Source organism: Paraburkholderia bonniea, from assembly GCF_009455625.1.
Classification (GTDB): Bacteria; Pseudomonadota; Gammaproteobacteria; order Burkholderiales; family Burkholderiaceae; genus Paraburkholderia; species Paraburkholderia bonniea.
This window is the reverse complement of sequence record NZ_QPEQ01000001.1, coordinates 2,924,113-2,949,667: the sequence shown is the minus strand read 5'-3', so window position 1 is coordinate 2,949,667 and position 25,555 is coordinate 2,924,113. Positions and strand designations below refer to the sequence as shown.

At 60.0% G+C, this 25,555-nt stretch carries 21 protein-coding genes; 9 read left to right on the top strand and 12 right to left on the bottom strand.

Translation table 11 applies throughout. From position 1 onward, the window contains the following. Positions 1-36: 36 nt before the first annotated feature. Together GH656_RS12960 and uvrA are read right to left on the bottom strand one after the other, a co-directional pair. Positions 37-1,122: an AI-2E family transporter gene (locus GH656_RS12960; protein WP_153076315.1), complete on the bottom strand. Its 1,086-nt coding sequence runs from the start codon at positions 1,120-1,122 to the stop codon at positions 37-39. A 32-nt stretch (positions 1,123-1,154) separates the two neighbouring features. Continuing rightward, positions 1,155-4,031 (bottom strand): excinuclease ABC subunit UvrA, encoded by a 2,877-nt coding sequence (uvrA, locus tag GH656_RS12955; protein ID WP_153076314.1) that lies wholly within the window; start codon positions 4,029-4,031, stop codon positions 1,155-1,157. On the opposite strand from uvrA, the gene GH656_RS12950 reads away from it, so the two are divergent. From GH656_RS12950 to GH656_RS12940, 3 genes are all read left to right on the top strand, one after another. Continuing rightward, positions 4,030-4,287, top strand: coding sequence for a hypothetical protein (locus GH656_RS12950; RefSeq protein WP_153076313.1), 258 nt, complete (start codon positions 4,030-4,032; stop codon positions 4,285-4,287). The genes uvrA and GH656_RS12950 overlap by 2 nt on opposite strands. 136 nt (positions 4,288-4,423) lie before the next feature. Next, positions 4,424-5,611 carry an MFS transporter gene (locus tag GH656_RS12945; RefSeq protein ID WP_153076312.1) on the top strand — a complete coding sequence of 396 codons (1,188 nt, stop codon included), beginning with the start codon at positions 4,424-4,426 and terminating at the stop codon, positions 5,609-5,611. A 119-nt stretch (positions 5,612-5,730) separates the two neighbouring features. Beyond that, positions 5,731-6,264: a single-stranded DNA-binding protein gene (locus tag GH656_RS12940; RefSeq protein WP_153076311.1), complete on the top strand. Its 534-nt coding sequence runs from the start codon at positions 5,731-5,733 to the stop codon at positions 6,262-6,264. 275 nt (positions 6,265-6,539) lie between these two features. Here the strand turns inward: GH656_RS12940 and GH656_RS18230 are convergent, their stop codons facing one another. Next, positions 6,540-6,740 carry a hypothetical protein gene (locus tag GH656_RS18230; RefSeq protein ID WP_343039013.1) on the bottom strand — a complete coding sequence of 67 codons (201 nt, stop codon included), beginning with the start codon at positions 6,738-6,740 and terminating at the stop codon, positions 6,540-6,542. A gap of 60 nt (positions 6,741-6,800) precedes the next feature. Beyond that, entirely contained in the window at positions 6,801-7,274 is a 474-nt protein-coding gene (locus GH656_RS18225) for a helix-turn-helix domain-containing protein (protein ID WP_343039012.1), read from the bottom strand. A 186-nt stretch (positions 7,275-7,460) separates the two neighbouring features. Between GH656_RS18225 and GH656_RS12930 the strand changes: the two genes are divergently transcribed. Next, complete coding sequence (locus tag GH656_RS12930) at positions 7,461-9,872, top strand: DUF2339 domain-containing protein (RefSeq protein WP_153076310.1); 2,412 nt, start codon at positions 7,461-7,463, stop codon at positions 9,870-9,872. A gap of 186 nt (positions 9,873-10,058) precedes the next feature. Further along, positions 10,059-10,553 (top strand): hypothetical protein, encoded by a 495-nt coding sequence (locus tag GH656_RS12925; protein ID WP_246184265.1) that lies wholly within the window; start codon positions 10,059-10,061, stop codon positions 10,551-10,553. A gap of 112 nt (positions 10,554-10,665) precedes the next feature. On the opposite strand, the gene GH656_RS12920 is transcribed toward GH656_RS12925, so the two are convergent. From GH656_RS12920 to GH656_RS12885, 8 genes are all read right to left on the bottom strand, one after another. After that, positions 10,666-11,145, bottom strand: a complete 480-nt coding sequence (locus GH656_RS12920) for a hypothetical protein (RefSeq protein WP_153076309.1) — start codon at positions 11,143-11,145, stop codon at positions 10,666-10,668. A gap of 342 nt (positions 11,146-11,487) precedes the next feature. Then, entirely contained in the window at positions 11,488-12,891 is a 1,404-nt protein-coding gene (locus tag GH656_RS12915) for a hypothetical protein (RefSeq protein ID WP_246184264.1), read from the bottom strand. Next, a complete protein-coding gene (locus tag GH656_RS12910; RefSeq protein ID WP_153076308.1) occupies positions 12,888-14,486 on the bottom strand; it encodes a vWA domain-containing protein in 1,599 nt (532 codons plus the stop codon). The genes GH656_RS12915 and GH656_RS12910 overlap by 4 nt, the downstream gene beginning before the upstream one ends. Then, complete coding sequence (locus GH656_RS12905) at positions 14,476-15,522, bottom strand: vWA domain-containing protein (RefSeq protein ID WP_153076307.1); 1,047 nt, start codon at positions 15,520-15,522, stop codon at positions 14,476-14,478. The genes GH656_RS12910 and GH656_RS12905 overlap by 11 nt, the downstream gene beginning before the upstream one ends. Beyond that, positions 15,509-16,042: a DUF4381 domain-containing protein gene (locus GH656_RS12900; protein ID WP_153076306.1), complete on the bottom strand. Its 534-nt coding sequence runs from the start codon at positions 16,040-16,042 to the stop codon at positions 15,509-15,511. Before GH656_RS12900 ends, GH656_RS12905 begins: the two co-directional genes overlap by 14 nt. Beyond that, a complete protein-coding gene (locus GH656_RS12895; RefSeq protein WP_246184263.1) occupies positions 16,039-17,001 on the bottom strand; it encodes a DUF58 domain-containing protein in 963 nt (320 codons plus the stop codon). Before GH656_RS12895 ends, GH656_RS12900 begins: the two co-directional genes overlap by 4 nt. Before the next feature lie 47 nt (positions 17,002-17,048). Then, positions 17,049-18,008, bottom strand: coding sequence for an AAA family ATPase (locus GH656_RS12890; protein ID WP_153076304.1), 960 nt, complete (start codon positions 18,006-18,008; stop codon positions 17,049-17,051). A 16-nt stretch (positions 18,009-18,024) separates the two neighbouring features. Next, positions 18,025-18,357, bottom strand: coding sequence for a hypothetical protein (locus tag GH656_RS12885; RefSeq protein ID WP_153076303.1), 333 nt, complete (start codon positions 18,355-18,357; stop codon positions 18,025-18,027). Between the two features lie 49 nt (positions 18,358-18,406). Here GH656_RS12885 and GH656_RS12880 point away from each other — a divergent pair, with 49 nt between their 5' ends. The 4 genes from GH656_RS12880 (at position 18,407) to GH656_RS12865 (ending at position 25,555) form a co-directional block, all read left to right on the top strand. Continuing rightward, positions 18,407-19,636 (top strand): formylglycine-generating enzyme family protein, encoded by a 1,230-nt coding sequence (locus GH656_RS12880; RefSeq protein ID WP_153076670.1) that lies wholly within the window; start codon positions 18,407-18,409, stop codon positions 19,634-19,636. A 98-nt stretch (positions 19,637-19,734) separates the two neighbouring features. Continuing rightward, positions 19,735-20,820 (top strand): HAD family hydrolase, encoded by a 1,086-nt coding sequence (locus GH656_RS12875; protein ID WP_153076302.1) that lies wholly within the window; start codon positions 19,735-19,737, stop codon positions 20,818-20,820. A gap of 83 nt (positions 20,821-20,903) precedes the next feature. Then, on the top strand, positions 20,904-22,631 hold the full coding sequence (locus tag GH656_RS12870) for an arylsulfatase (protein WP_217352253.1): 1,728 nt from the start codon (positions 20,904-20,906) through the stop codon (positions 22,629-22,631). Positions 22,632-23,047: 416 nt separating this feature from the next. Continuing rightward, positions 23,048-25,555, top strand: coding sequence for a fused MFS/spermidine synthase (locus GH656_RS12865; protein WP_425495863.1), 2,508 nt, complete (start codon positions 23,048-23,050; stop codon positions 25,553-25,555).

The following is a 25,555-nucleotide window of genomic DNA, read 5'->3' as shown; positions in this document are numbered from 1 at the left end:
TTTTTTTTCGCCATGCAATGTAGTGCGGGTGGGGCGCTAGACCAGTCGCAGGTAGATCAGTTCGCGCTTGATATACGCGTAAAACACTGGCGCTGCGATCACGCCTGGAATGCCGAAGGTCGCTTCCATGACCAGCATCGCTACCAGCAGCTCCCATGTACGGGCTTCGATCTGTCCGCCCACGATGCGCGCATTCAGGAAGTATTCGAGCTTATGAATCAGCACCAGAAACACGAGCGAGGTGATCGCGGCCGGAAAGCTCACCGAGAGCGCGACCGCGACGATCAGCGTGTTGGAGATCAGGTTGCCGAGCACCGGCAGCAGGCCAACGATGAAGGTGATGAGCACCAGCGTCTTGGAGAGCGGCAACGGCGCATGAAACAGCGGCAGCAGCACCAGCAGGAAGACGCCGGTGAAGGTCGCGTTGATCGCCGAAATCTTGACCTGGGCAAACACGATGCGGCGAAACGCATCGGCAAAGCGGCTGATGCGCGCGATCAATGCAGTGGACAGCGGCAGCCGTTGCGAGTGGCGATGTCCGGTGATGGCGATAATCGCGCCAATAATCATCCCGATCAGGACATGGGTGAAGATGCGTGCGGCGTTTTTGCCGCCTTGCTGCAGCTGGTTGGCGTGCGCATGCATCAGCTCGGCGGCCTTTAGCTTCATCTGCTCGGTGTCGACCGGCAGATAGGTGGTGATGAACTCTGGCAATTGTTCGCGCGCCTGGTCAACCAGTTGCATCGCCTGATTCAGCAGCTTTTGCACGCTGGGCACGTCGTTTTCGAAATGCTGGATGATGCCGAGCGTGAGGCCCGTTAGCGAACCGACGATCAGCACGGACAGCAGCACGACCGACAGCCAGCGGGCCCGCTGGCTCGACATGTGTTTTTCGATCGAGGGTGCCATGGTGTGCACCAGTTGATAGACCAGCAACCCGGCCAGCAACGCGCCCAGCAGCCGCATATGCAAAACCGCCCACATAGCGCCCAGCATCAGCACATAGCTGCCGGTTTCGACGGCTGATAACGCGGGCAGGCTCATGTCGCTAGTCAGTCTGACCGGGCGCGGCGCAGAGGCCTGGCCGGTGGCCTCGTCGGGAGTGTCGTGATGCCGGGTCATGAATGGTTTTATCTCCAGGCTAGGGGGCGGGGCTACCGGCTGCGGCTGGCGCTACGTTTGAGCAGCGTTGCCAGATAAGCGCCGGTAAAACTGGCCTTTGATTGCGCTACTTGCTCCGGGGAGCCCTGGGCAATGATCTGGCCACCGCCAGCGCCGCCTTCTGGGCCCAGATCAATCACCCAGTCGGCGGTTTTAATGACGTCGAGATTGTGTTCGATGATGACGACCGTGTTGCCCTGGTCGCGCAGCCGGTGAATCACTTCGAGCAGCAGTGCGATGTCATGAAAATGCAGGCCAGTGGTGGGCTCGTCGAGGATATAGAGTGTGCGACCCGTGTCACGCTTGCTCAGTTCCAGCGAAAGTTTGACCCGCTGCGCTTCGCCACCCGATAACGTCGTGGCGGATTGCCCAAGACGGATGTAACCCAGGCCGACGTCGAGCAGTGTTTTGAGCTTGCGCGCCACCACCGGGACCGGCTTGAAGAATTCATACGCATTTTCGACGGTCAGATCGAGCACTTCGCTGATGTTCTTGCCCTTGTACTGCACATCCAGCGTTTCGCGGTTATAGCGCTTGCCGTGGCAGACATCGCACGGCACGTAAACATCAGGCAGAAAGTGCATCTCAACTTTCAGCACGCCATCGCCCTGGCATGATTCGCAGCGGCCACCCTTAACGTTGAACGAGAAGCGCCCTGGATCGTAACCTCGCTCCTTGGCGGCTGGCACGCTGGCGAACAGCTCGCGGATCGGCGTGAACAGGCCGGTATAGGTTGCCGGGTTTGAACGTGGGGTGCGGCCGATAGGCGACTGATCGACGTTGATGACCTTGTCGAAATGTTCGAGGCCTTCGATGGCTTCATACGGGGCGGGCTCAGCGGATGAGCCATACAGGTGATGCGAGACCGCGTGATACAGCGTGTCGTTGATGAGCGTTGACTTGCCTGAGCCCGAGACGCCAGTCACGCAGGTCAGCAGGCCTACCGGCAGATCGAGAGTGACGCGTTGCAGGTTGTTGCCATGCGCTTCGATGATGCGCAGACGTCGTTCGTCCGGTGCCGTGCGGGTGTCCGGGCAGGCAATATCGAGCGTGCCCGACAGGTATTTCCCGGTGACTGAATTGGGATTGGCCTGGACTTCACCGGGCGTGCCTTCGGCGATGATCTGGCCGCCGTGTTCGCCCGCGCCTGGCCCCATGTCGACCACGTAGTCCGCCATGCGGATCATGTCTTCGTCGTGCTCGACGACGATCACCGAGTTGCCGAGGTCACGCAAGTGCTTGAGGGTTTGAATCAGGCGGTCGTTGTCGCGCTGGTGCAAGCCAATGGAGGGCTCATCTAGCACGTACATCACGCCAGTCAGGCCGGAGCCGATCTGCGAGGCCAGCCGGATGCGCTGTGCTTCGCCACCGGAGAGGGTTTCTGCGCTGCGGTCGAGTGACAGGTAATCGAGCCCGACGTTATTCAAAAAGCTCAGGCGCGCAATGATTTCCTTGACGACTTTGTCAGCGATATCGCGTTTCGAGCCTTCCAGCCGCAGTGTCTGGAAATATCCCAGCGCTGCCCGCAGAGGCTGGCCGCTGATTTCGAAGATGCCGCGCGCGCTGTCGCCAGAGCCAATCCGCACAAAGCGCGCCTCGCGGCGCAGGCGGGTGCCGTCGCAGGCTGGGCAGGGCTGGTTGTTCTGGTATTTGGCGAGCTCTTCGCGGACCGCCGACGAATCAGTTTCGCGGTAGCGCCGCTCCAGGTTCGGGATGATCCCTTCGAAGACATGCTCGCGCACGCTCGCGCGGCCTCGCTCGTTGATGTACGAAAACGGGATGGCTTGCTTGCCAGAGCCGTACAGCAAGGTTTTCTGCACTTTTTCGGGGAGATCTTCGAAGGCTGCGTCGATGTCGAATTCGAAAAATACGGCGAGGCTTTGCAACATCTGAAAGTAAAACTGGTTGCGCCGGTCCCAGCCTTTCACCGCCCCCGACGCGAGCGACAGTGATGGATGTGCCACCACCCGCTTGGGATCGAAGAAGGTGATCTGACCCAGACCATCGCATTCCGGGCAGGCCCCCATCGGGTTGTTGAACGAGAACAGGCGGGGCTCCAGTTCCTGGAGCGAATACGAACAGATCGGGCAGGCGAACTTCGAGCTGAACAGATACGACTGCTCGGTGTCCATTTCGAGCGCAATGGCACGGCCTTCGGCCAGGCGCAGCGCGGTTTCGAACGATTCGGCCAGGCGCTGCTTCATGTCGGGGCGCACTTTGAGCCGGTCGACGACGACATCAATTGAATGCTTGTCGTTTTTCTTCAGCGTTGGCAGCGAGTCGATTTCGTAGATTTTTGCCACGCCTTCGTGCGCGGCACCGCCACCCGAGCGAATCCGGAAGCGAATGAAGCCCTGTGCCTGCATGGCTTCGAACAGCTCAGCGTGTTCGCCTTTGCGGTCTACCACCACCGGCGCGAGGATCATCAGCCTGGTGTCTTCCGGCAAGGCCAGCGCCGCGTCCACCATCTGCGAAATGCTTTTCGCTTCAAGGGGAATGTCGTGGTCCGGGCAATACGGCGTGCCGACCCGCGCGTATAGCAGGCGCAGGTAATCGTGGATTTCAGTGACCGTGCCGACGGTGGAGCGCGGATTGTGCGATGTCGCTTTTTGCTCGATGGAAATCGCGGGAGAAAGCCCTTCGATCAGATCGACGTCGGGTTTTTCCATCAGTTGCAGGAATTGCCGGGCATAAGCAGACAGGCTTTCGACGTAACGCCGTTGGCCTTCTGCATAGAGCGTGTCGAATGCGAGGGACGATTTTCCTGAACCGGACAGGCCAGTAATCACGATCAGCTTGTGACGCGGCAAGTCGAGATTGATGTTCTTCAGGTTGTGGGTGCGAGCCCCACGGATACGGATTTGTTCCATGAACCTGTGGAAAGAGAATGGGGCTAAACCTGCTACTATAACGGCTTTTCCGGGCCGCCGTTACGGCTTCGATGCGGCTTCAATACGGCTTCCTGAAGGCGCGCTCAAGGCTTCTGGCGCGGGGGTGCTGCGGGTTACAGGCAGCGCGGCAAGGAAAGACGTTCATGCAGGTTCCTGTAACGGTGCCGCAACGGTTTCACAGTGGCCCAGGGCGGCTGCGCAGTGGAACGAAACGGTGGCCAATGTTCCCAATTGAGGTCATGTGCTGCACATGCACCTGCCATATTCAACTGTCGAGCAACTGTCAGGCAGCGACAGCGCGCCATCGTCCACGGTCTCGCGGTTAGTCTCGCGGTTTTTGCAGCAGCCTTCCCATTCGAACTTCACACCTGATGTCCAATCCATCTGCGACTTATTCACGCATGAGCGCGCCCGAGTTGCGCGCGACCGTCTCGCTTGCCGCGATTTTCGCGCTGCGGATGCTGGGGCTGTTCATGATCATGCCGGTGTTTTCGATTTACGCGAAAACCATCCCCGGCGGCGACAACGTGTTTCTGGTGGGGCTGGCGCTGGGTGCATACGGCGTGACGCAATCACTGCTTTATATTTTTTACGGCTGGATTTCTGACAAGGTTGGACGCAAGCCGGTCATCATCACAGGCCTGTTGATTTTCGCGCTAGGCAGTTTTATTGCCGCGATGGCCCAGGACATGACCTGGATCATCGTCGGGAGAGTGGTTCAGGGAATGGGTGCGGTGTCGTCGGCGGTGATCGCTTTTATCGCGGATCTGACCTCAGAAGAAAACCGCACCAAGGCGATGGCCATGGTGGGCGGCAGCATCGGCGTGTCGTTTGCGGTGGCGATTGTGGGGGCACCGGTGGTGTTCCACTGGGTGGGCATGAGCGGCTTGTTTACGCTGGTGGGGCTGTTTTCGATTCTGGCGGTGGGGCTGGTGCTGTGGGTCGTGCCTGATGCACCGAAGCCGGTGCATGTGCGTGCGCCGTTTGCCGAAGTGCTGCATAACATCGAATTGCTGCGCCTGAACTTTGGCGTGTTGGTGCTGCATGCAACTCAAACCGCGCTGTTTCTGGTGGTGCCACGCATTCTGGAGGCGGTTGGCCTGCCAGTCGCGGGACACTGGAAGGTGTATCTGCCCGTGATGGGGCTGGCTTTTGTGATGATGGTTCCGGCCATCATCGTGGCGGAAAAACGCGGCAGGATGAAAGCGGTTTTGCTGAGCGCAATCGTTCTTATCCTGATCGGCCAGTTGTTACTGGGTGCCGCGCCTCATACCATCCTCGGTGTGACGGCGATTCTCTTCATTTACTTTCTTGGCTTCAATATCCTGGAGGCGTCGCAGCCTTCACTGGTATCGAAGCTCGCGCCTGGCACCCGCAAGGGTGCGGCTGCGGGGGTGTACAACACCACGCAGTCGCTGGGCCTTGCGCTGGGCGGCATGCTGGGCGGCTGGCTGCTGAAGGTGGACGGGCCGAGCACGGTGTTTTATGCCTGTGCGGTGCTAGTAGTCTGCTGGCTTATAATCGCCGCCAAAATGAAACCGCCGCCACGCAAGCAGTAAGCGTCCCCCGGAATTCACCCGGCGGCGGGGGCACCACACGGTGCGAAGGCCCATATGGGCCAACCCTCACAGCCATGCGCGGCTGAGCCGCCCGAACCAGATTCAACAGGAGAAATTACATGGCATCCGTGAACAAGGTCATTCTCGTCGGCAATCTAGGTGCCGATCCGGAAGTCCGTTATCTTCCGAGCGGCGACGCGGTGGCAAATATTCGTCTTGCCACGACTGATCGCTATAAGGACAAAGCGTCCGGCGAAATGAAAGAAGTGACTGAATGGCACCGCGTCTCGTTCTTTGGGCGTCTGGCGGAAGTCGTATCGGAGTATTTGAAGAAGGGCTCGGCGGTGTATATCGAAGGCCGTCTGCGCACGCGCAAATGGCAAGCCCAGGATGGCACTGACCGTTACTCAACCGAAATCGTCGCTGACCAGATGCAGATGCTGGGCGGGCGTGGCGGAGCAGCAGGGGGTGGCGCAGGCGGCGATGATGGTGGTTATAGCCGTGGTGAGCCAGCTGAGCGGAGTGGTGGCGGTGGTGCTCGGGTTGCTGCGGGTGGTGGTCGTGCTGCAGGTGGCGGTGGCGCTGCGGCGAGCCGTCCGAGTGCGCCCGCTGGTGGCGGGTTTGATGAGATGGATGACGATATTCCTTTCTAACCCCCACTTCGCTGCATATCTGTCGATAAAGCCCGCGTGCGTCAAGCTAGCGGGCTTTTTCTTTGCTGCCGCATTGCTGGATGCCGCTGCTCTTGTTCCTGAGCAAACCGAAATGGTCTCCCGCTGAAGCCAGAGGCATAGCGAAAACCGATGTGGAATTTTGCGTGCACAGCGCTCGTTCTTTACTACCTTCCACCCTCCACCGCCTATCTAATGGCATCGCGCGCCAGATGCTTGCTGCCGTGCCACTGCCTCGTCTTTCCCTCCGCCATGCCTCACTTGCGCCGCAAGTTAGCGAAGATGCCGGGTTCCCATTCTCGTATCGCTAGCAACAAGCTTGTGCCATGACGTTCGTTTAATGGCCGCGCGAGGCTCTCATTGTGTAACGCGGCGAACTGCTGGCGTAGACGTTCAAGTTGCCGGTGCCGTTCCTCGGACGCTGCGCGCGTCAACATCCCTTGATGAAACATGTGCATTTCACGTGCGCCATGAAAGCCGCTAGCAAGAAAATCCTGTTCGCCGTGTTCGCGGAAAAACTAGCGGATAGGGCCATCGGTGAGACAGTCGAAATCCCGCGCGAGGTTCAGGCGAATGCGATTGCCCGGCAGCAGCACGATCAGCTTGAGGCGCTCGAGCTGCAACAGGCGCTCGACACACTCGGCGTGGTTTATAGCCGGTACACGCGTGTGATACCGGCCATGCTCCAGTGATTGATCGCGCCCACGGCGACTAGCAGCCTGGTGTCGGCAACCAGCTCGCGCTCCTGGCGCGAGAGTGAGCTGCGTGGGACGCAAATTGGTTGCATCGGCCGCTTGCGCCAGTTCGACGACGCTTAGGTTGAGCATGGCGGCGATCTGCGCGAGACGCTCCAGCGTGCATGCCCCACTGGCGAATACCCGCTTCACTGATGGCTCGGAAATGCCCAGTTGCTGGGCGACGTCGCGGTATGTCAGCTTCTGCGTGCGCAGTTCACGTTTGATTTCAGCTAGCAATTGGTCGACTTCAGTCATGCATCAAAGTATTAATTTTTAATACCGCGGAGCGTATTCAATGCGCCTGCCGAAAACAATCTTTGCGTTTATATCTGCGTTGCAACACGCTGCATGCCGTTGCAGTGATAAACCGCGCGCCTCGCATGACACGCGATGGCCGGTGAGCAAGGGCAAAGAACGCAAAGAACATAGGAGAACAGGAAGATGCTTTGGATACTAGCGGTGGCCGTGTTCCTTGGCCTATTCAGGTACGTTTTTCTGCTTGGTGCCAGGCTGGAGGTTGTCCGCGAAGAGGTGGCGGCCTTGCAGATCAAGCTCAAGTCTTTCGAAGACGGTGCCATGCCGACTCTGCATGATGTTGATGCTGGAGAGCATAAAGCGATGCCATCGGATGGCGCGCTATATGACGCACCAGTTCGGCCCGAGGTGCCAGCCGTTCGTGCGCCCGAGGAGGTTGCCTGTGCGCCGGACCCTGAGTTGGCCGTCGCGTCTTCGGCTCTTGGTATGCCGCCTCGGGATGTCGTTGGCAGCCGTTTTTGGCGAGTCCTGAAGAAAAATATGTTCGCGTCGATTGGTGTGGCGCTCTTGCTGCTCGGTTGTTCGTTTCTCTTCCCCATGCTGGTCTCGCATGTTTACTTTCCGCCGATGCTACGGCTCGCAGCGGCAGTAGGGATGGGTCTGAGCTTGATGCTGGGCGGGCTGAAACTCGTCCGGCGCAAGCCGGACTACGCGCAGATCCTTCAAGGGGGAGGGGCGGCTGTTCTGTATCTGAGCGTCTACGTGGCGTTATCGGCGTATCGAATCTTGCCTGTGAGCGTTGCATTCGCCGGATTTGCCGCGCTATCGGCGCTGGTTGTCGTGCTGAGTGAGCGGCAGAGCGCTAAACCACTGGCTTTGTTCGGATTTGCTGGGGCGTATCTCGCGCCGATCCTGACGGTGCGCGGGACGGATTCGCTCGCCGTATTGCTTTCGTATGGCCTGCTGGTCAACGCCGTGGCGATCTGGATGGCGGCGCGCCGTCGCTGGCTGGCGCTGGTCATCCTCGCCTTTATCGCTACGTTGATGATCGGTGCAGGCGTGTACAACGGCGCGGCACCGGCGCTTCCCGTGTGGTTGCAACAGGTCATGCTTGGCGCATACGGCATGCTTTTTGCTGCGGTTCCGTTCGTCTATCTAAAGAAGGCGCAGCCGTCGTCCGATGAACGGACGATGCTTAATCTCATCGTTGGGTTCACCACCCCTGTGGCACTGGCAATGGAGTCATGGATTGGCGGCTTGCGTGGCCTGCAGGTGGCCGGTGTGATGGCGGCGATGCTGCACATTGGGTGGTATCAAATGCCGGTTGTGCGAGCCGCTGGCTTGCGCTGGGTTCACGCCATCCTTGCGCTGGTGTCGGTCATCACGGCCATTAGCGCGCTAAATCTCGGTGATGCAATGAGTTCGCTGTTGCTGGGTGCGGCTGCTGCGCTTGTCTACACCCAGGTGCCTGGCCGGATGCGCCTGCTGGCCGTTGTTCCGGCTGTATTAGCGTTGCTGTGGGCTGGCATTGCGCAACACCCGTTACAGCTGAGTGTCACTGCGGTTTTGTTGTTAAGCGCTGGCGCTTATGCGGTCCGCAAAAAGTACCGCCTTGACCCGTGGTTTTTTCATGGAGCATCCGCTGTGTACGCCGGGATGGCGCTCGCGCAAGTGATGCCGCGCGGACCAGACGGCTATTGCGCGGCGCTGGTGGTCAGTGCTGCACTGACGCTCGCGCTCTATTTCTGTTATCGAAAAAGCCGGGACATCAGTGCGTTTGTTTCGCATGCTTTGGCCACCGCTGTGTGGCTAGCTGTGACGCTGTTCTGGGTGCCGCATGGTGTTGTAGCGGTTGGGGGGCAGGTCTTCGGCGCTGGACTTTTCTGCGTCATCGCTGTCATTGCGGAGCGGCTTCAGTCTGGCCATCACGTGAGGCCTCTGGTGCGTTTGCTGATGGTGCTGGCGCTTCCCGCGCTGGCCGGCATGTTGATGTTGCAGCACATCGCGCTTGAACCGTCGTGGTCGAACACGCTGGCTTTTGCTTCGTGGATGCTGCTTGCGGCCACCACGCTTTTGTCCGTGCCGCGATTAAAGCACTGGGCCGGTAGCAGCGACATGTGGAAACGCGTGCATAGCTTGTTGGCGCTACTCGTGATGCCGGCGTTGATCGTTGTTCAATGGCTGGCGTATGTGGGTTTCACCGAACACGCTGACGGGCTTGCGTTGCAATCTGCATGGCTGGTGATCGCGTCTGCCGTGGTGGTGCGTTTCGTGCCGTCGCATCTGCGTCGTGCAGCGCTTGCGCTGGCCGCTTCGCTACTGGTGCCGTGGTTTTTGAAACTGGCTGATATGTCCTCGGCGATTACCTTGGCGTGGGCCCTGGGTGGTCTCGGCACGGTGGTGACGGGTTCGCGTTTGTCTGACCGGAATTTGTGGCTCGCAGGCGCAGGGATGTGCGGTGCCGTCGTGGCAAAACTTATTTTGCTCGACATGAGTCATGCGGAGCCAGTGTGGAGAGTGTTGTCTTTCATTTGCAGCGGGCTGATTTTCTTGCTGGCTGGCTACCTCGCACCTGCGCCGAATGTTTCGCGTGCGTAGGTGATTCACAAGGCAGCGGTGCCGTTGTGGTTGGCTGGTTCACTTTCACTTCAGTGTCAGGAAGCGCTGCTCCGTTATCGAGCAGCGCTTTTCTGCCAGGCTGTTTTGGGGAGCTACGCCACTACAATGGCCCGACCTCAGAGATCCTCAAAAGCAGATCAACCCATCGCCGCCAGGAGCGCTGTCATGACAGATAAAACGCCCGCTTATGCAGCTCATCCGCAGCAAAACCCAAGCGACCACAACCGCACTAAAACATTGCGCTGGTTTGCGGTGGAGCGTGCTTTCGTCTGTGCTGCGTTAGTCGCAGCAAGCTGGCCGGGTGTTGCAGCGCAGGTGCAGATTCCCGTGACGTCATTGCAATTTGCCGCAGGGGGGAGCGGTGCAAGGGCAACGGGACACCTCAAGGGCACCCGCTTGGGCGCTCGTGATTATCTGCTGACAGCAAAAGCGGGCCAGACAATGACGGTCACGCTGGATACGCGCTCTACCTCGACGTATTTCAACGTCCTGCCGCCGAATTCCAGCGAAGCGCTATATCGCGGTGAACTTGACGGGCAGCAGCACTGGACGGGGCAACTGCCGCTTGATGGCGCTTATCGGGTGCGGGTGTTTCTGAACCGTGCCGCTGGGCGCAAGGGCGTCTCTTCCAGCTTTCGCCTGACGGTGCAGGTTCGTTAAGTCCTCCCGTGTTCGCTGGCGAGTGAGCGAACACGGTTTGGCCAAGACGGCTGCGTGTAACTCGACGTCGCATACACCCTGGCTGCCAGATATCAACTAGAGCTTCGATCAACTAGAACTTCGGCGCTGCGTTTTGATCGATGGCGGTGCAGTTGCCGTTGAATTCGCCGAAGCCGCTGGCGATGGAAATTTGCCCTGTCATGCGATCAATACGCACTTTCGGCTTGTTCAACACATTAAAGCGAAGGTTGCCGGTGATCTCATGGTCTCCAACGAACGGATTATTCAAAACGTACCAGGCATCGCGGCCGTCACTGATTACTGGCACGAGATCTCGCGGAAGTTTTAAGCGCACGCTGCCAGCAGAAATTTCCACGTTCGCCGTCCCGGAAAATGGCTTGCGAACCGATGTGGTGCCGGTCACGCTTTTTTCAAAGCTATGCGACTGGTAGCTATATTCCTGTGCCTGTGTCGTCTGTGTGTCGCTGACGAACCCTGAACCGTTGCAAACCAGTGTGGTGACTTCATTGGCGTGAGCGGTGCCGATACAACTGGCTGCAATCACAGCCATGACTAGTTGTTTCCGGGACATGGAATTTGTCTCCTGATGAGGGGATGGCCTTGTTGCCATCGGTTTATTGGGGGGGCACAAATTAGCCGCATGCTGATCGCTATGGAGCAAGCAATAAGGTTCTGGCATCAAGCGTTGCATGGCCGCAGATACGCTGGGACCGTCTCACTCCGTTCGAACGAAGTTGTCTACGGTCACGTCGTATGCGCGCTAGCGTGCGCTGAGGTGCTTGGTGCTTCGAGGATGTTTGAGGCGGCTAGCGCCGTACCAATCAGGCAGAAACTGAGCGAAGTCTTTTTCATACGGATTCCTTCTGGTAAAGAGTGACGCATCGCCGCTGTCTGGTGCTTGGTGGCGCTTGGCTTAGCGTTCGTTTAACGGTGGTAACGCTGACTCTGCACGGCTGCGTTGCCGGGTGCGCTGGCTGATGCGCCACAGCGTGCGTTGCAATGCTTTCCCGTCTGGCTGGCGTGATGAGGCAAGCGGCGCGTAATGCGTTAGCGCTTCGGTGGCGAGTGCGCTTGCGCTGGGGTCGCCAGATCGCGCCAGGTTAGCGAGCAGCGCGGGTTGGCCGAACGTTTGGCGCTGGTCCATCCAGCGGTACAGCGCGGGAATCATGTGCTGCCAGCTTCCGGCCCGGGCGGCGCGGCGCAGGTTGAGCCATGCGGCGAAATGGCCTTCACGGTAGCGTTTTCGCGCGGATTTCACGCGTCGTTGCATACGCTGAAACATCGCTACGATGCGCTCGCGTGTCCAGATCAGCGTTGCGATGCATAGCAGCAATGCGCCGCCAATGAGCAACAGGTGGCCATGCAGCACGATGATCCGGTGTGGCATTCCAAGGCCGATCGCGTCGGTGGGAATCTCAAACAACAGCTTTTCATGCACGGCTTCGGCGGTGAACGTTACGGCGGGCAGCACGATGCTTGCCTTGCGCTGTGTGGTGGTGTTCCACCATTCGATGGTCATGGGCGGTAGCTTGAAGTGACCGCTGCGCTCGGCGCGGTAGGTCACGCTGTCGCTGCGTTCGCCTGCGACGAGTCCCGCTCGGTCCTGGACGAGGTTGCGGGTGACGGCGGTATTGGGGTAGCGCTTCAAGCCGTCGATCTCGCCGAAGGTGAGAGGGGGAATCAGCATTGATTCGATGCCTGTCGCCCGCTGGGTAATCGTGCGGGTGAGGGTGTCTCCCACGCGCAGATGCTTGGGCGCTGGCGTAATGGTTTGCGTCGCGCTGAGCTGTGGCGCGGGGAAAAACGGTTTCATCCCCGCTGCGCCGGGTGGCACGGTGGCAACGAGGCTGAGTGCGGGGGTGCTCACCTGGCTGGGCGAGGTGGTTCCGCCTGGATAAACCGTGATGGTGAATGGGGCGATGGCGTAGGTTTTGCCTGCTTGCGGAGCGATCCGGTAAGCGCGGCTGACGCCGAACCAGCGCACGCCGTTGATCTCTTCCGAGAGATTGGTGGCCTGTTCATCGGGCAGGCTGACCACGGCATCGGGCAAGGTAAATAGCGGCCAGTTGGGTGCTTCGACAAACCATGTCGTGGTGAGCAGATCGACTACGAGCTTGACCTGAGTGCCTGCCACAACGGGCCCGGCTGGTTCGAGATGCGCGCGCACCATGAGTTGTGGCGGGGTGTCAGCGAAGGCGCGTGGCATGCCGTTCAGTATCAGCATCAGCAGCACTAGTGGCAGCACCAGCAGCGTGACCAGTTTTAATCTGAGCAGACGCGCCGCTGGCCGCAGCAGGTGGGGGAGTGGTGGCTTCATCGTGGGCTCCCGGCTGAGTTTTGTGCGTCCGATTCCTGCTCGAAGCGCTGCTGCAAAAACGTCGCGGGTGAGGTGTTCAGATTGCGCATCCAGATGTCTTCGCTTAATTGCGTTGCGCCGGTTACTACCACCGTGGTGCCGCGCCCTTTCTTCTTGTCGGCCTGAATCTGGTCGGGTTGTTCTTCTTCGGGATCGGCTTCGTCCTGCTTGTCCTGGGCAAGCCATTGCTGCATCAACGCGCGGTTAGCGGTGGCTTGATGCAGGTTGGGTTGCAGCTTGAGCGCGTTGTCATAGGCTTTGATGGCACCGGTGTAATCGTCGAGATGTGCCAGCGTATTGCCGATATAAAAATAAGCAGAAGCGCTTTTGAGCCGGGAAAAAGTATCGAGTGCCCCTGCGTAATCGCCCGCCAGATATTGCGCCCGGCCTTTCCATATGGGGTCTTCAAAGTGCGCGGCGGCACTTTTGTAAGCGCCTCGTGTGAAGTCCCAGCGGCCTTGCTGGTCGTGCGTGGCGAACAGATCAATCCAGTGCCATTCGGCTGCTTGTGCGTGACGTGGCAGCGCGCCAAAGGCGAGTGACACCAGCACGATGGGCAGCCACTTGACGCTCCAGCCGCGCCGGAAGCTCACTAGCGCCAGCAGCAGGATGGGAATGACGAGCCAGTAGCCGTTTTCTTTCCAGTGGGGTGTGATCTTCGATGCTTCGGTTTGCTCAAGATAGGCCTGAGCCCGATGCTGAATCCACGCGATGTCATCGTCGTCGGCACGCAGGCTGGCCAGCGGAATATTCGCGGCGTGCGCGACCTGGCGAATCGCATTGGCATCGAAACTGCCCATCAGCGGATGGCCACCCGCGTCCATTTCGATCTTGCCGTCGGCGCTTCGGATCGGTCCGCCGTTTTCAGTGCCAACCGCGAGCCATAGCAACTGGTGCCGCAGGGATTGGGCTTTTTGCACAAACGCCTCGGTCTGGCTGGTGTCGAAGCCGTCGCTGATAAACACCATCGTGCCGGCAGCGGGTTCGCGGGCGAGCAGGCGTTCTGCGACGTCGAGTCCAGCAGTGGCGTTTTTGCCGTCGTGCGGCATTAGCGCTGGAGAGAGCGCGGGGACATACAGTTCGAGCATCGACAGATCGTCGGTTGGCGGGACAACCAGGTGACCGCTCGCGGCAAACACGACCAGCCCGGTGCGAGCGCCCTTGCGTGCCTGGGCGAGGTCCAGGATTTTTTGCCGGGCGCGTTCGATGCGGGTGGGGGCGACATCGGTTGCATCCATCGAGTGCGCCAGTTCGAGCACCACCACGAGCGGTGCCTTGTCCTGGCTAAACGGTGGACGTTCCTGTTGCCACGTGGGCCCAGCTACCGCGAGCGCGCCGATGCCGATCAGCAGCCCTACGGTGTGTACCGGCCGCAGCATAGGCCGTTGAGTCTCTCCGACGATTAGATGCTCAAGTAACGCGGGTTCAATCAGGTTGCGCCAGCGTGCGCGCAGGTTGTTGCGGCGGCTCCAGAAGAACGGCAGAGCGAACGCGGGCAGTAGCAGCCATAACCAGCCCGGCCGCAGAAAGTGAAAAGCGCTCAGGTCAATTTCCATGATCGGCCTGGTGGGGTGTGGTGGTGGGTGCAGTGGATGAGGCAGTGGCGCGGTGTGGTGCGCGCAATAGCGAGAGCAGCCATGCCAGCACGTGATACAGCGTGAAGAGTGAGAGTGCGGCCGCCAGCGGCAGCCAAAAGTAATCACGTTGCGGCCGGTAGATTTCGCGTTTGATTTTTTGCGGGGTGAGGGCGTCGAGCGTGGCGTAGACCGCGGCGAGTTCCTGTTGCTGACCCAGTGCGCGAAACGCGCGGCCTCCGGTGATGCTGGCGATTTGCGCGAGTGCGGCGAGATCGACTTTGTCTTCGCCACTGGTGTTGGGGTCGCCGATGCCGATCGTATGCACCACCAGCTTGTGGCTTTTGGCGATCTCGGCGGCGCGCTCAGGGGGAATGGCGCTGCTGGTGTCATTGCCATCGGTGAGCAGGATCAGCACTTTTTCTTCGGCTGTTGAATCCGCCATCAGCTTTACCGTCAGACCAATGGCGTCGCCCAGCGCTGTGCGTGGTCCGGCCATGCCGATCTGCATCTGGTTAAGCAGAATCTGCACGCTGTCGTGATCGAGGGTGAGCGGCGCTTGCGGATAGGCGGCGTCACCAAATACCACGAGGCCGATGCGATCCCTTGTGCGCTTCGTAATGAAATCGGCCACGACTTGTTTGACCGCGCTTAAGCGGTCCATGCGTTCGCCTGCCTGGTTCACGAAGTCGCGCGTGGCCATCGAGCCTGACAGGTCGATGGCGAGCATCAAGTCGCGTGCGGGGGCTTCTTCGATGATGGGCGCTTCGACATACACAGGTTTGGCAGCGGCTAACACTAGCAAGCTCCAGAGCAATGGCAGCAGCAAGCGTTGCAGCCAGTTGCGGCGTAGCCGCACGCCACCAGGTGCGGGTTGTTCGCCTGCGGCCTCGGCCATTTCACGGAAGAACGGCATACGTACTGCCGCTGCGGTCGTGCGATAGGCCGGTATCAGCCACCACACGAAGAGCGGCAGCGGGAGCAGCACAAACAGCCACGGAAATTCAAACTTCCACATGATGATGTTCGATCCAGTCGCGTGCGTGGCTCACGAGTGAGGCGCTAGCAGTTGGGCTTACCGCCGCGAGATGCTGAGCATCGGCGTAGCTCAGTTGGGTCAGGAGTGCGCCACTAGCGGCATCGAAGTGGCCGCGTGTGCGTTGCAAAAACGCGAGCCAGTCCTCGCCGCTGAGTGCGGCCACGCGCTCGCGCGGCTGGCTTGCCAGGGCGGTGCGTTTTAGCAGAGCGGGGATTGCCGCGAGTGCGGCGGCGCGTTGTGCAGGGTCGCTCAAACGGGCTTCGAGGTCACGTAATTCGCTCAGCGCCAGACGGCGGTAACGCTGCTTTTGACGCCGCCGCCAGAGCGCACCGAGCGTCAGCGCAAACAGCACCGCCAGAACCAGCGCGACCAGCAACCAGCCGATGGTGTGCGGCAGATAAGACACGGGCTCGGGCAAGGGCAGTTCCTGCAGGGCTTGGGTTTGCCCGCCTGAACCTGGCGTGTTGCTGGAGTCAATCAGGCCAGAAGTTGTGCTCATAGTCCGCCGCCATGGCTGAACGTATGTCGCGCGCGCTGGCCAAACATGCGGCGCACTTGATCCACGGCGGGTTCCGCAGTCGATAACATCAGCAGCGGAACACCGCTGGTGTGCAGCAGATTGGCGACTTCGGCGGTACGTCCGCTGAAAAGGCTTGAGAGCGGGGTGCGCACGCGCTCTTGTTCGATGCGCAATTCGACTTGCAGATGCCCTTCGCTGACCACTAACGGGTGATGCTCGGGCATCTCCTGCCATAGCGGATCGAACACCATCGCCGCGACCACATCGTTATGCGCGGACAACTGGCGTAGCAACTGGCGGGTGCGCTCACTGGCACCGGCGAAGTCACTCACGATGCAGATCAGGTAATCGTGGCCCGCAAGCTGGAGCACCCCTTCGAGTGCTGTATCCAGTTGTCCGTAATTTGTCCGCGCTGGGCTGCCAGCATGCAGCGCACGGTTCATTGCCGCCAGCGCGCCAAACAGCTGCTTGATCCGGCTACGGCTATGCAGAGGCCGCACACGCACGATCTGGCTGTCGTCGAACAGCACGCCGCCTACCCGATCGCCCGCCTTGAAGCCCATCCACACCGCGAGTGCAGCAACTTCCGCCGCCACGACTGATTTGAAGGCACGGCGCGAGCCAAAAAACATGTTGATGCGTTGATCGACCACCACCAGCAATGGCCGGTCACGTTCTTCTGTGTACGTGCGAACCTGGGGCTTGCCCAGACGCAGTGACACTTTCCAGTCGAGATGGCGGATATCGTCGCCGGGCAGATAGGCGCGGATTTCTTCGAAGTTCAGGCCACGGCCGCGCAGGCGTGATGCGTGGCTGCCGGAGAGCACGCTTGAAACCGGTGCGGGTGCAACGAAGCTCAGGCCGCGTGCCTGGAATTCGAGTTGGGCCAGGTGAGCGGCGTCGATGTATACCCGGCCGCTGGCTGCTTCAGGTGTCACGGTGGGCTCATGGGTAGATGCTGCGCGAAGGCTGTGCCATGGCCGCATTACGCCGGCACGGCGACTTTTTCGATCAGGCGCTCGATGATCTGGTCTGCGCTGATGTTGTCGGCGTTGGCGTCGTAAGAAAGAATCAGCCGATGCCGCAGCACGGGATGAAGCACTGCGCGCACGTCGTCGGGTGTGACAAAGCTGCGCTCCTGCAGCCAGGCCTGCACGCGGCTGGCGCGATCGAGTCCGATTGAGCCGCGCGGGCTCGCGCCAATTTCGATCCACTTGCCCAGATCGTTATCGAGTTCGGTACCGTGGCGCGTCGCATTTATCAACGACACGATGTAGTCGTCAATCGCGGGGGCGACGCTGATTTGCTGCACTTCGCGGCGCACAGCAAAAATCACGTCTTGCGCGAGCACCTCTGGCGCTTGAGATGCTGCGCTGTTTTCCTGGCGCAGCAAACGCAACATTTCGCGCTCGCTTTCGGGTGATGGATAGTTAATTAGTACTTTGAAAAGAAAGCGATCCATTTGCGCTTCGGGCAATGGATAAGTGCCTTCTTGTTCAATTGGATTTTGTGTCGCCATCACTAGAAAAAGATCGGACATGCGATGCGTTTTTCCCGCTACCGAAATTTGCCGTTCTTCCATTGCTTCTAATAAAGCGGATTGGACTTTGGCCGGTGCGCGGTTAATTTCGTCAGCGAGGATCAGGTTGCCAAATATTGGGCCGGGCTGAAAACTAAGCGTGCGTTCATTACCGGATTGCAGCAGGGTTTCAGCCCCAGTAATGTCGGAAGGTAGTAAGTCAGGGGTGAACTGAATGCGGCTCATGGTGGCCGCGAGGCGGGTCGCAATGGCCTTCACGGTGCGGGTTTTGGCTAGTCCAGGCAAGCTTTCCAGTAACACATGGCCATCGGCGAGGAGGGCAATCAGAATTTGCCGCACTACTGCCTGCTGGCCGACGATCGCTTCATTGACGCTCGCTTCAAAGCGCAGGATGGTTTCGCGCATCACACTATTTCCTTGATTATTTCTTGCCAGATTTTTGCCGCACTGGTAATGGCCCAGAGTCATGCTTAAAGGCCATGTGGCTTATCTGCCGAAGATTGGCATATTTTTGAGAAAAGAAGTGAAATGTATATAGAAAGTTGTTAGCCTGCTGCTCTGTAATTAATTCACGGGTGACTTGGCACCACTCTGGCATTGCGTAAGTAACAAGCAAAAAGTAATAAGTAATGCGCATGCGCTTCACCAAGCTTTTATTTTTCCCTGCAACCTGAGTCCGGTACTTTGCCTGGCGAAGATCCGTTCGTTTGATCGGCGTGAGAAGAGCAAATATGAATTCACGAAAGCGCGGCACGGACTCACTGGCTAACTCGGCTCAGCCGGTTTCTGGATGGCAGCGCGTCATGACACGGCCGCGCAAGCTGCTGCTCTGGGGCGCGCTGCTGGTTTTGCTGCCCGCTGGTGTGGGCGCAGGATGGAGCTGGGCCGTTGCGTCACGCTCCGCTTCTTCTTCGCAGCCGCTCGTGGTGCTGGGTGATGGCACGCACGGCCCATTGGGAATGGCGTGGGTGCCAGGCGGACAGTTTCTGATGGGCAGTGATTCGAAGCAGGCTCAGGCGAATGAGCGCCCGGCTCACGCTGTGCGCGTGCATGGCTTCTGGATGGACCGTCATCACATTACGAATGCAGAGTTCCGCCGCTTCGTGCAGGAAACCGGTTACGTCACGACGGCTGAGCGCAAACCCGATTGGGACACGCTCAAAGTGCAACTGCCACCCGATACGCCACGGCCGCCTGATAGTGCGTTGATCGCGGGGGCAATGGTGTTTGTCGGCACGAATCAACCTGTGCCGCTGCAAGACTATTCGCGCTGGTGGCGCTATGTGCCGGGTGCGAACTGGCAGCATCCGACAGGGCCCGAGAGCAGCATCGCAGGCAAGGACGATCACCCTGTCGTGCAGGTGTCGTACGAGGATGCGCAACGCTATGCCGCGTGGGCGGGCAAACGCTTGCCGAGCGAAGCCGAGTGGGAATTCGCCGCACGCGGTGGGCTGGAGCAAGCCACTTACGCGTGGGGCAACCAGTTCACGCCTGATGGCAAGCAGATGGCCAATGTCTGGCAAGGACAGCAGGCGCAGGCATTTCCCGTGGTGAGCCCAAAGGCGGGCGGGGCGCTGGGTACGAGCCCGGTTGGCACTTTCCCGGCCAATGGCTATGGCCTTGTGGATATGACCGGCAACGCATGGCAGTGGACGGCTGACTGGTATCGCGCGGACCAGTTCCGGCGCGAGGCGGCCAACGCCAGTGTGGTGGATAACCCGATGGGCCCCAGCGATTCGTGGGACCCCGCCGACCAGGGCGTGCCGGTGGCAGCACCGAAGCGCGTCACACGCGGTGGCTCATTTTTGTGCAACGAGGCTTACTGCCTCAGCTACCGGCCTAGCGCCCGGCGCGGCACCGATCCCTACAACAGCATGTCGCACCTGGGCTTTCGCCTCGTGGTGGACGAAGACGCGCTGAAGAATCCTGTGACACGGCAGAAAGTCGCACATGCCAGCGCCGCTGCGCTAACGGCTACTGCTGCGGCTACTGCGGCTACTGCATCAAGCACCGTGTCGTCATCGGGTGGATAGGCAGACGTCTGCGCATACCTGCGCAGACTAGTCCTGCCATGTGACGCAGTTCATGTGGCGCAGTTCAACGGCAATCCAGCTAAACAAGAAGAGGTCATATGCAACGCTTGCACCAAGAGCAACGTAATGGGTTGGGCCGGCTGTCAGGTGCCGTGGGTGCGATGTTGCTTGCACTGAGTCTGGCGGGCTGCGTCACATCAGGTGGTGCAACTACGGGCACCACCCAGGCCTCAGCAAATCAGCCGCAAACGCTCAGCGCACCGGTGGCCGCCTTGCCTTCCTGGCGTGACGGTGCAGCGAAACAAGCTATCGAACAATTTGTCGCCGACGTCACGCGCCCAGGGTCTGCGTCTTACGTGCCGCCTGCTGAGCGCATCGCCGTGTTCGATAACGACGGCACGTTGTGGAGCGAGCAGCCACTGTATTTCCAGTTCATCTTCATGCTGGATCAGGTGAAGGCGGCGGCTCCCCAGCATCCTGAGTGGAAGAACAACCTAGCGTTCAAGGCGCTGCTCGCTAAAGACACCAGCGCGCTCGCCAGTCAGCCCAAGGCGTTGCTTGAACTGCTGGCAGTGGCCAATAGCGGCATGACGGTCGAGGCTTACGACAAAACCATCCGCGATTGGCTCGCCCAGGCGCGCCATCCGAAATTCAACCGGCCTTATACCGATCTCGTGTACCAGCCACAGCTTGAACTGCTGGCGTATCTGCGCGCGCATGGCTTTAAGACCTTCATCGTGTCGGGCGGCACCATTGAGTTCATGCGTCCGTGGGCGGAGAAGGTTTATGGCATTCCGCCTGAGCAGGTGATCGGTTCAAGCCAGCTAGTCAAATATGAAATGCAGAACGGTCAGCCCGCGTTAGTGCGTCAGCCAAAGATTGATTTCGTCGATGACGGCCCGGGTAAGCCAGTGGGGATCTATCGCAACATCGGGCGCAAGCCGATTCTGGCGTTCGGTAATTCAGATGGCGATTTGCAGATGCTGCAATACACCGCCTCAGGTTCGGGCCCGCATCTCGCGTTGCTGGTGCATCACGACGATGCCGAGCGCGAATTCGCCTACGACCGCGCGTCGAAGATCGGCAAGCTCGACCACGCCTGGGACCAGGCACTGGCGAGCGGCTGGACCGTTGTGAGCATGAAGAACGATTGGCAAACGATTTACCCCAGCATCAAGCCGTAGTTTGAGCCGCAGTTGCCGTGCGGCGAGCATGAGACAAACCGGTTCACCGGTGGATTAAAAGAAGTATTTTTTGGAGCGACACGATGAGACAGTTTCTGCGCAAGAAGCACTACGCAGTCGGGGCGACGGTTTTCGCCTTTGCCGCGTTGTGTGCATTACTCGTTTTCCCTTCGGTCAACGTCCCGGCCCAGACCTCAGCCCAGACTTCCGCTCCGGCCAAACCAGCAGCGGCGGCTCCTGCCCCAGCGAAGCCTGCCGCACCTAGTGCAGTTCAGCCCGTGAGCAAACAGTCGTCGAAGCCGAACATCCTCGTGATCTTCGGTGATGACATTGGCCAGTCGAACATCAGCGCCTACACCCACGGCCTGATGGGCTATCAGACGCCGAACATCGACCGCATCGCCCGCGAAGGGATGATGTTCACCGATTACTACGCTGAAAACAGCTGCACGGCAGGACGCTCGTCGTTCATCACCGGCCAGGTGCCGTTGCGCACGGGCTTGTCCAAGGTGGGCGCGCCAGGTGCACCAGTTGGGCTGCAAAAGGGCGACATGACGATTGCCCAGGCGCTCAAGCCGCTTGGCTATGCCACGGGGCAGTTCGGCAAGAACCACCTCGGCGACAAGAACGAATATCTGCCGACCAATCACGGCTTTGATGAGTTCTACGGCAACCTGTATCACCTGAACGCCGAAGAAGAACCCGAGCGTCCGTACTGGCCGCAGGACAAGAACGATCCGTATGTGAAGAACTTCTCGCCGCGCGGCGTGATTCACAGCACGTCGGACGGCAAGATCCAGGACACCGGGCCGTTGACCACCAAGCGGATGGAAACCATCGACGACGAAACCGGCGCTCATGCGGAAGAATTCATCCGCAAGCAGGCCAAGTCGGGTACGCCGTTTTTTGCGTGGATGAACTTCACGCGGATGCACGTGTTCACTCACGTGCGCCCTGGGTTCAAGGGCAAGAGCGGCATGCCGGGCAATGAGTACGCCGATGGCATGTGGGAGCACGATCAGGACGTCGGCAAACTGCTCAAGCTGCTCGATGACCTAAAGATCGCCAACAACACGATCGTGATCTACACCACCGATAACGGCCCGAACATGTTCTCCTGGCCGGATGCGGCGATGACGCCATTCCGCAGTGAGAAAGATTCGAACTGGGAAGGTGCCTTCCGCGTGCCCGCGATGGTGCGCTGGCCTGGGCATATCAAGCCGGGCGATGTGTCGAACCAGCTGTTCTCCGGGCTGGACTGGTTTCCGACGCTGGTGGCAGCCGCGGGTGACCCTGGTGTGAAGGACCGCTTGCTGAAGGGCTGGTCGCCAAAGTCAGGTGGCACGAACTTCAAGAATCACCTCGACGGCTATAACCAGTTGCCCTATCTGACGGGTAAGGCACCCAAGAGCGCTCGCTCCGAGTTCTATTACTTCAACGACGATGGCGACCTGGTGGCGATGCGCTGGGATCAGGACGGCATGGCGTGGAAGGCGGTGTTCTGCGAGCAGCGGGCCAAGGGCAATCTCAACATCTGGCAGGACCCGTTTGTCTGCCTGCGGCTGCCCAAGATCTTCAATCTGCGCATGGACCCATATGAGCGCGCCGACGTGACCTCCGACCAGTACAACGACTGGCTGGTGAAAAACGCGTATCTGACGGGGATTGCAACGATGAAGGCCTCCACGTTCCTGCAGACCTTCGTGACTTATCCACCGAGCCAGCGTCCCGCGAGCTTTAGCGTGGATGCGGTGCGCCGGCAGGTAGACAAGAAGATCGACGAGTCCTTCAAGAAGCGCGGACTTGAGTGATTGAGCCATTGAATGATTGAGCCATTGAGTCATCAAGCAAGCAATCAGGCTTGAGGTTTTGAGCCCCTTGGCGCCCGCCGGTGATGAACCGGCGGGCGCCAAGTGCTTGATGCACCAGATGGATTCACGCCAAAGAGGGTTTGCTGGTTTCGCTATTGTTCTTTGCTGCTGGTGTTGCGGACGGGCTGCACTCGCAACGGGCAAAGCCGCCGAGCCGTTTTTGCTGTGAACCGCTATTGACCCATGTATTGCCAGGTGATTGACCGATGACGCTAACTCCCTCCCGTTCCGCCAGAACTTCTCGCCGGGAACATGACCGCGCTGCAACGCGTTCCGCCGGTCGATCTACCGGCTCGCCACAGCAAAGGCCGCAAACACAGCACACTCATCCAGCGTCGTTAGCGCTAGCCTGGCCGGTGCTGTTGCTCTTGATGTCGGGCGCAGCTTCGCTGGTGTATCAGGTGCTATGGATCAAGCAGCTCGCGCTGGTGGTGGGGATCGATGTGCAAGCCGTGACCACCGGCGTGAGCGCTTTTTTTGCCGGATTGGCGCTAGGTGGCTGGGTGTTTGGCCGGCTGGCGGATCGGCTGGCGCGGCCGCTGCGGCTATACGTGCTGCTTGAGTTCGGCGTGGCGCTGCTCGCGGTGTTGAGCACGCTGGCACTGGCGCATGCCGCGGCGTGGTTTGCGTTGTTGCAAACGCATGCGGGAGCATTGGCCTGGTTGTTGCCGTTCGTGCTGGTGGGGCTGCCCGCAGTGCTGATGGGCGGCACGTTGCCGGTGCTGATGCGGGTCGTGTCGCCCACGGCTGGGCGCATGGGCCGGGTAGGCGCACGCTTGTATGCGGCGAACACGGCAGGCGCGATTCTTGGCACATTGGCCAGCGCGTTCTGGCTGTTGCCATCGTTTGGGGTTCAGCACAGCGCGCTGGCAGCCGCTGTGTTGAACGTCGTGGCTGCAGGGCTGGCGTTACTGCTGGGGCGTTTTCATCCCGCACTTGCTCGGCCACATGCTGCTCCAGTTAACACAGCGCAGGCAGAAAGCGCGGCGGACACGGGCCTCGCTTCCATGGCGCAAGCCGTTGCGCCGCATTCCCCGCGAGCGCGTTTAGCCCTGCTGCTCTACGCGCTCGCAGGTGGCGTGGCGCTGGGCTATGAAGTGGTGTGGTCGCAAGCCATCGTCCAGTTTCTGAGCACTCGCAGCTTTGCTTTTGCGATTGTGCTGGCGACGTATCTGCTTGGACTGATGCTGGGTAGCGCGCTGGTCTCGCGTCGCGTCGATCGTGCCCGCGATCCGTGGGGGGCCTTTGCGTTGCTGATTACGGCTGCAGGCCTCGTGGCTTTGCTCGAATTCACCATCACGGGCAACTGGCTGCTGCATTGGCAAAGCGTCGTGCGAGCCACCACGCTTGCTGCCACCGGCAGCTTGCTCAGCGCGATGTGCGCTAGTTTTGCGCTCGCGGCGTTTTGCCTTGTGTTTGTGCCGACCCTGCTGTTGGGTGCAGCGTTTCCATTTGCGCTGCGCTTAGGTGTGGATAGCCAGCACACCGGGCGCGATGTTGGCGCGGTGGTGGCGTTGAACCTGGCAGGAGGAATCGCCGGAAGCGTGCTCGCGGGCTTTGTGCTGGTGCCGCTGCTGGGTTTGGTGCATGCGCTGGCCACACTGGCGTTGGCGGCAGCGGTGCTGGGTCTGGTTGCCATCTGGCGCGGTGCGGGCGTGCGCGCATTGGCGCGCTGGGGTGTGCCGTTGCTGGCCGCCGTGACGTTAGCGGGCGCCTTCCTTACCCCAACCGACCGGCTGGCGACGATGCTTGCAGCAGCACGCGGCGGCACCCTGAATTTTTACGAAGAAAGCGCGGGCGGCACCGTCGCGGTGCTCGAACAAGGCACGGACGAAAAACGCTTTCGCCGGCTGTATATCCAGGGGGTTTCGAACTCAGGCGACACGATGACCTCGCTGCGCTACATGCGCTTGCAAGCGTTAGTGCCGTTAATCACGCAGCGCGATGAGCCGCGTTCGGCGCTGGTGATTGGGCTTGGCACCGGTATTACCGGTGGCGCGCTGCTTACCTGGCCGGGGCTGGAGCAACGGGTCATAGCGGAGTTGTTGCCAGCGGTGGTGCGTGCAGCGCCGCAGTTCAAAGGCAACTATGGCGTGAGTACCGATCCGCGCGTCGAGATTCGCTTGCGCGATGGACGGCGCGAATTGCTTAGCAATGCAACGCACTACGATCTGATAACGCTGGAGCCTCCACCGCCATCGGCAGCCGGCGTGGTCAATCTGTATTCGCAGGATTTTTATCAGTTGGCGGCGGCACGGCTGAAGCCGAATGGCGTGGTCGCGCAATGGTTGCCGCTGCCGACACAGAATGAGGACGACACGCGCGCGCTGATCAAGAGCTTTGTGCAGGTGTTTCCGTATGCCGCGCTGTGGACCACTGAGTTGCACGAGATGATGCTGGTCGGCTCGATGCAGCCGCTCGAACTCGATGTGCCGCGCATTCAGGCGCGTTTTGCGCAGCCGCAGGTTGCCGCCGCGTTACGCGAAGTCGGCATCACTTCACCGCAGGCATTGCTGGCCACGTGGATCACAGATCGTGCCGGACTGGAGTACTACGCCGCCGAAGCCTTGCCGGTCACCGACGATCAGCCGCGTATTGAGTACGCGCCCTGGGTGCGCCGTGAGAACTTCCCCGCCGTGCTGGCGCACTTGCTGGCATTGCGCACAGCACCGCCACTGAACGGCGCTGATCCGGCCTTTCGCGCGGCGCTGGAGCATGAGCGCGACACATTGCAGCATTTCTACGCCGCTGGGCTCGCGGCTTACCGGGGCGACCGGCAAGCTTGGTCACGCGAGATCAGCGCCGCGTTGCAGGCCGATCCCGGGAATGCGTATTACCGCTGGTTTATTGGTTCGGAGCAGTAG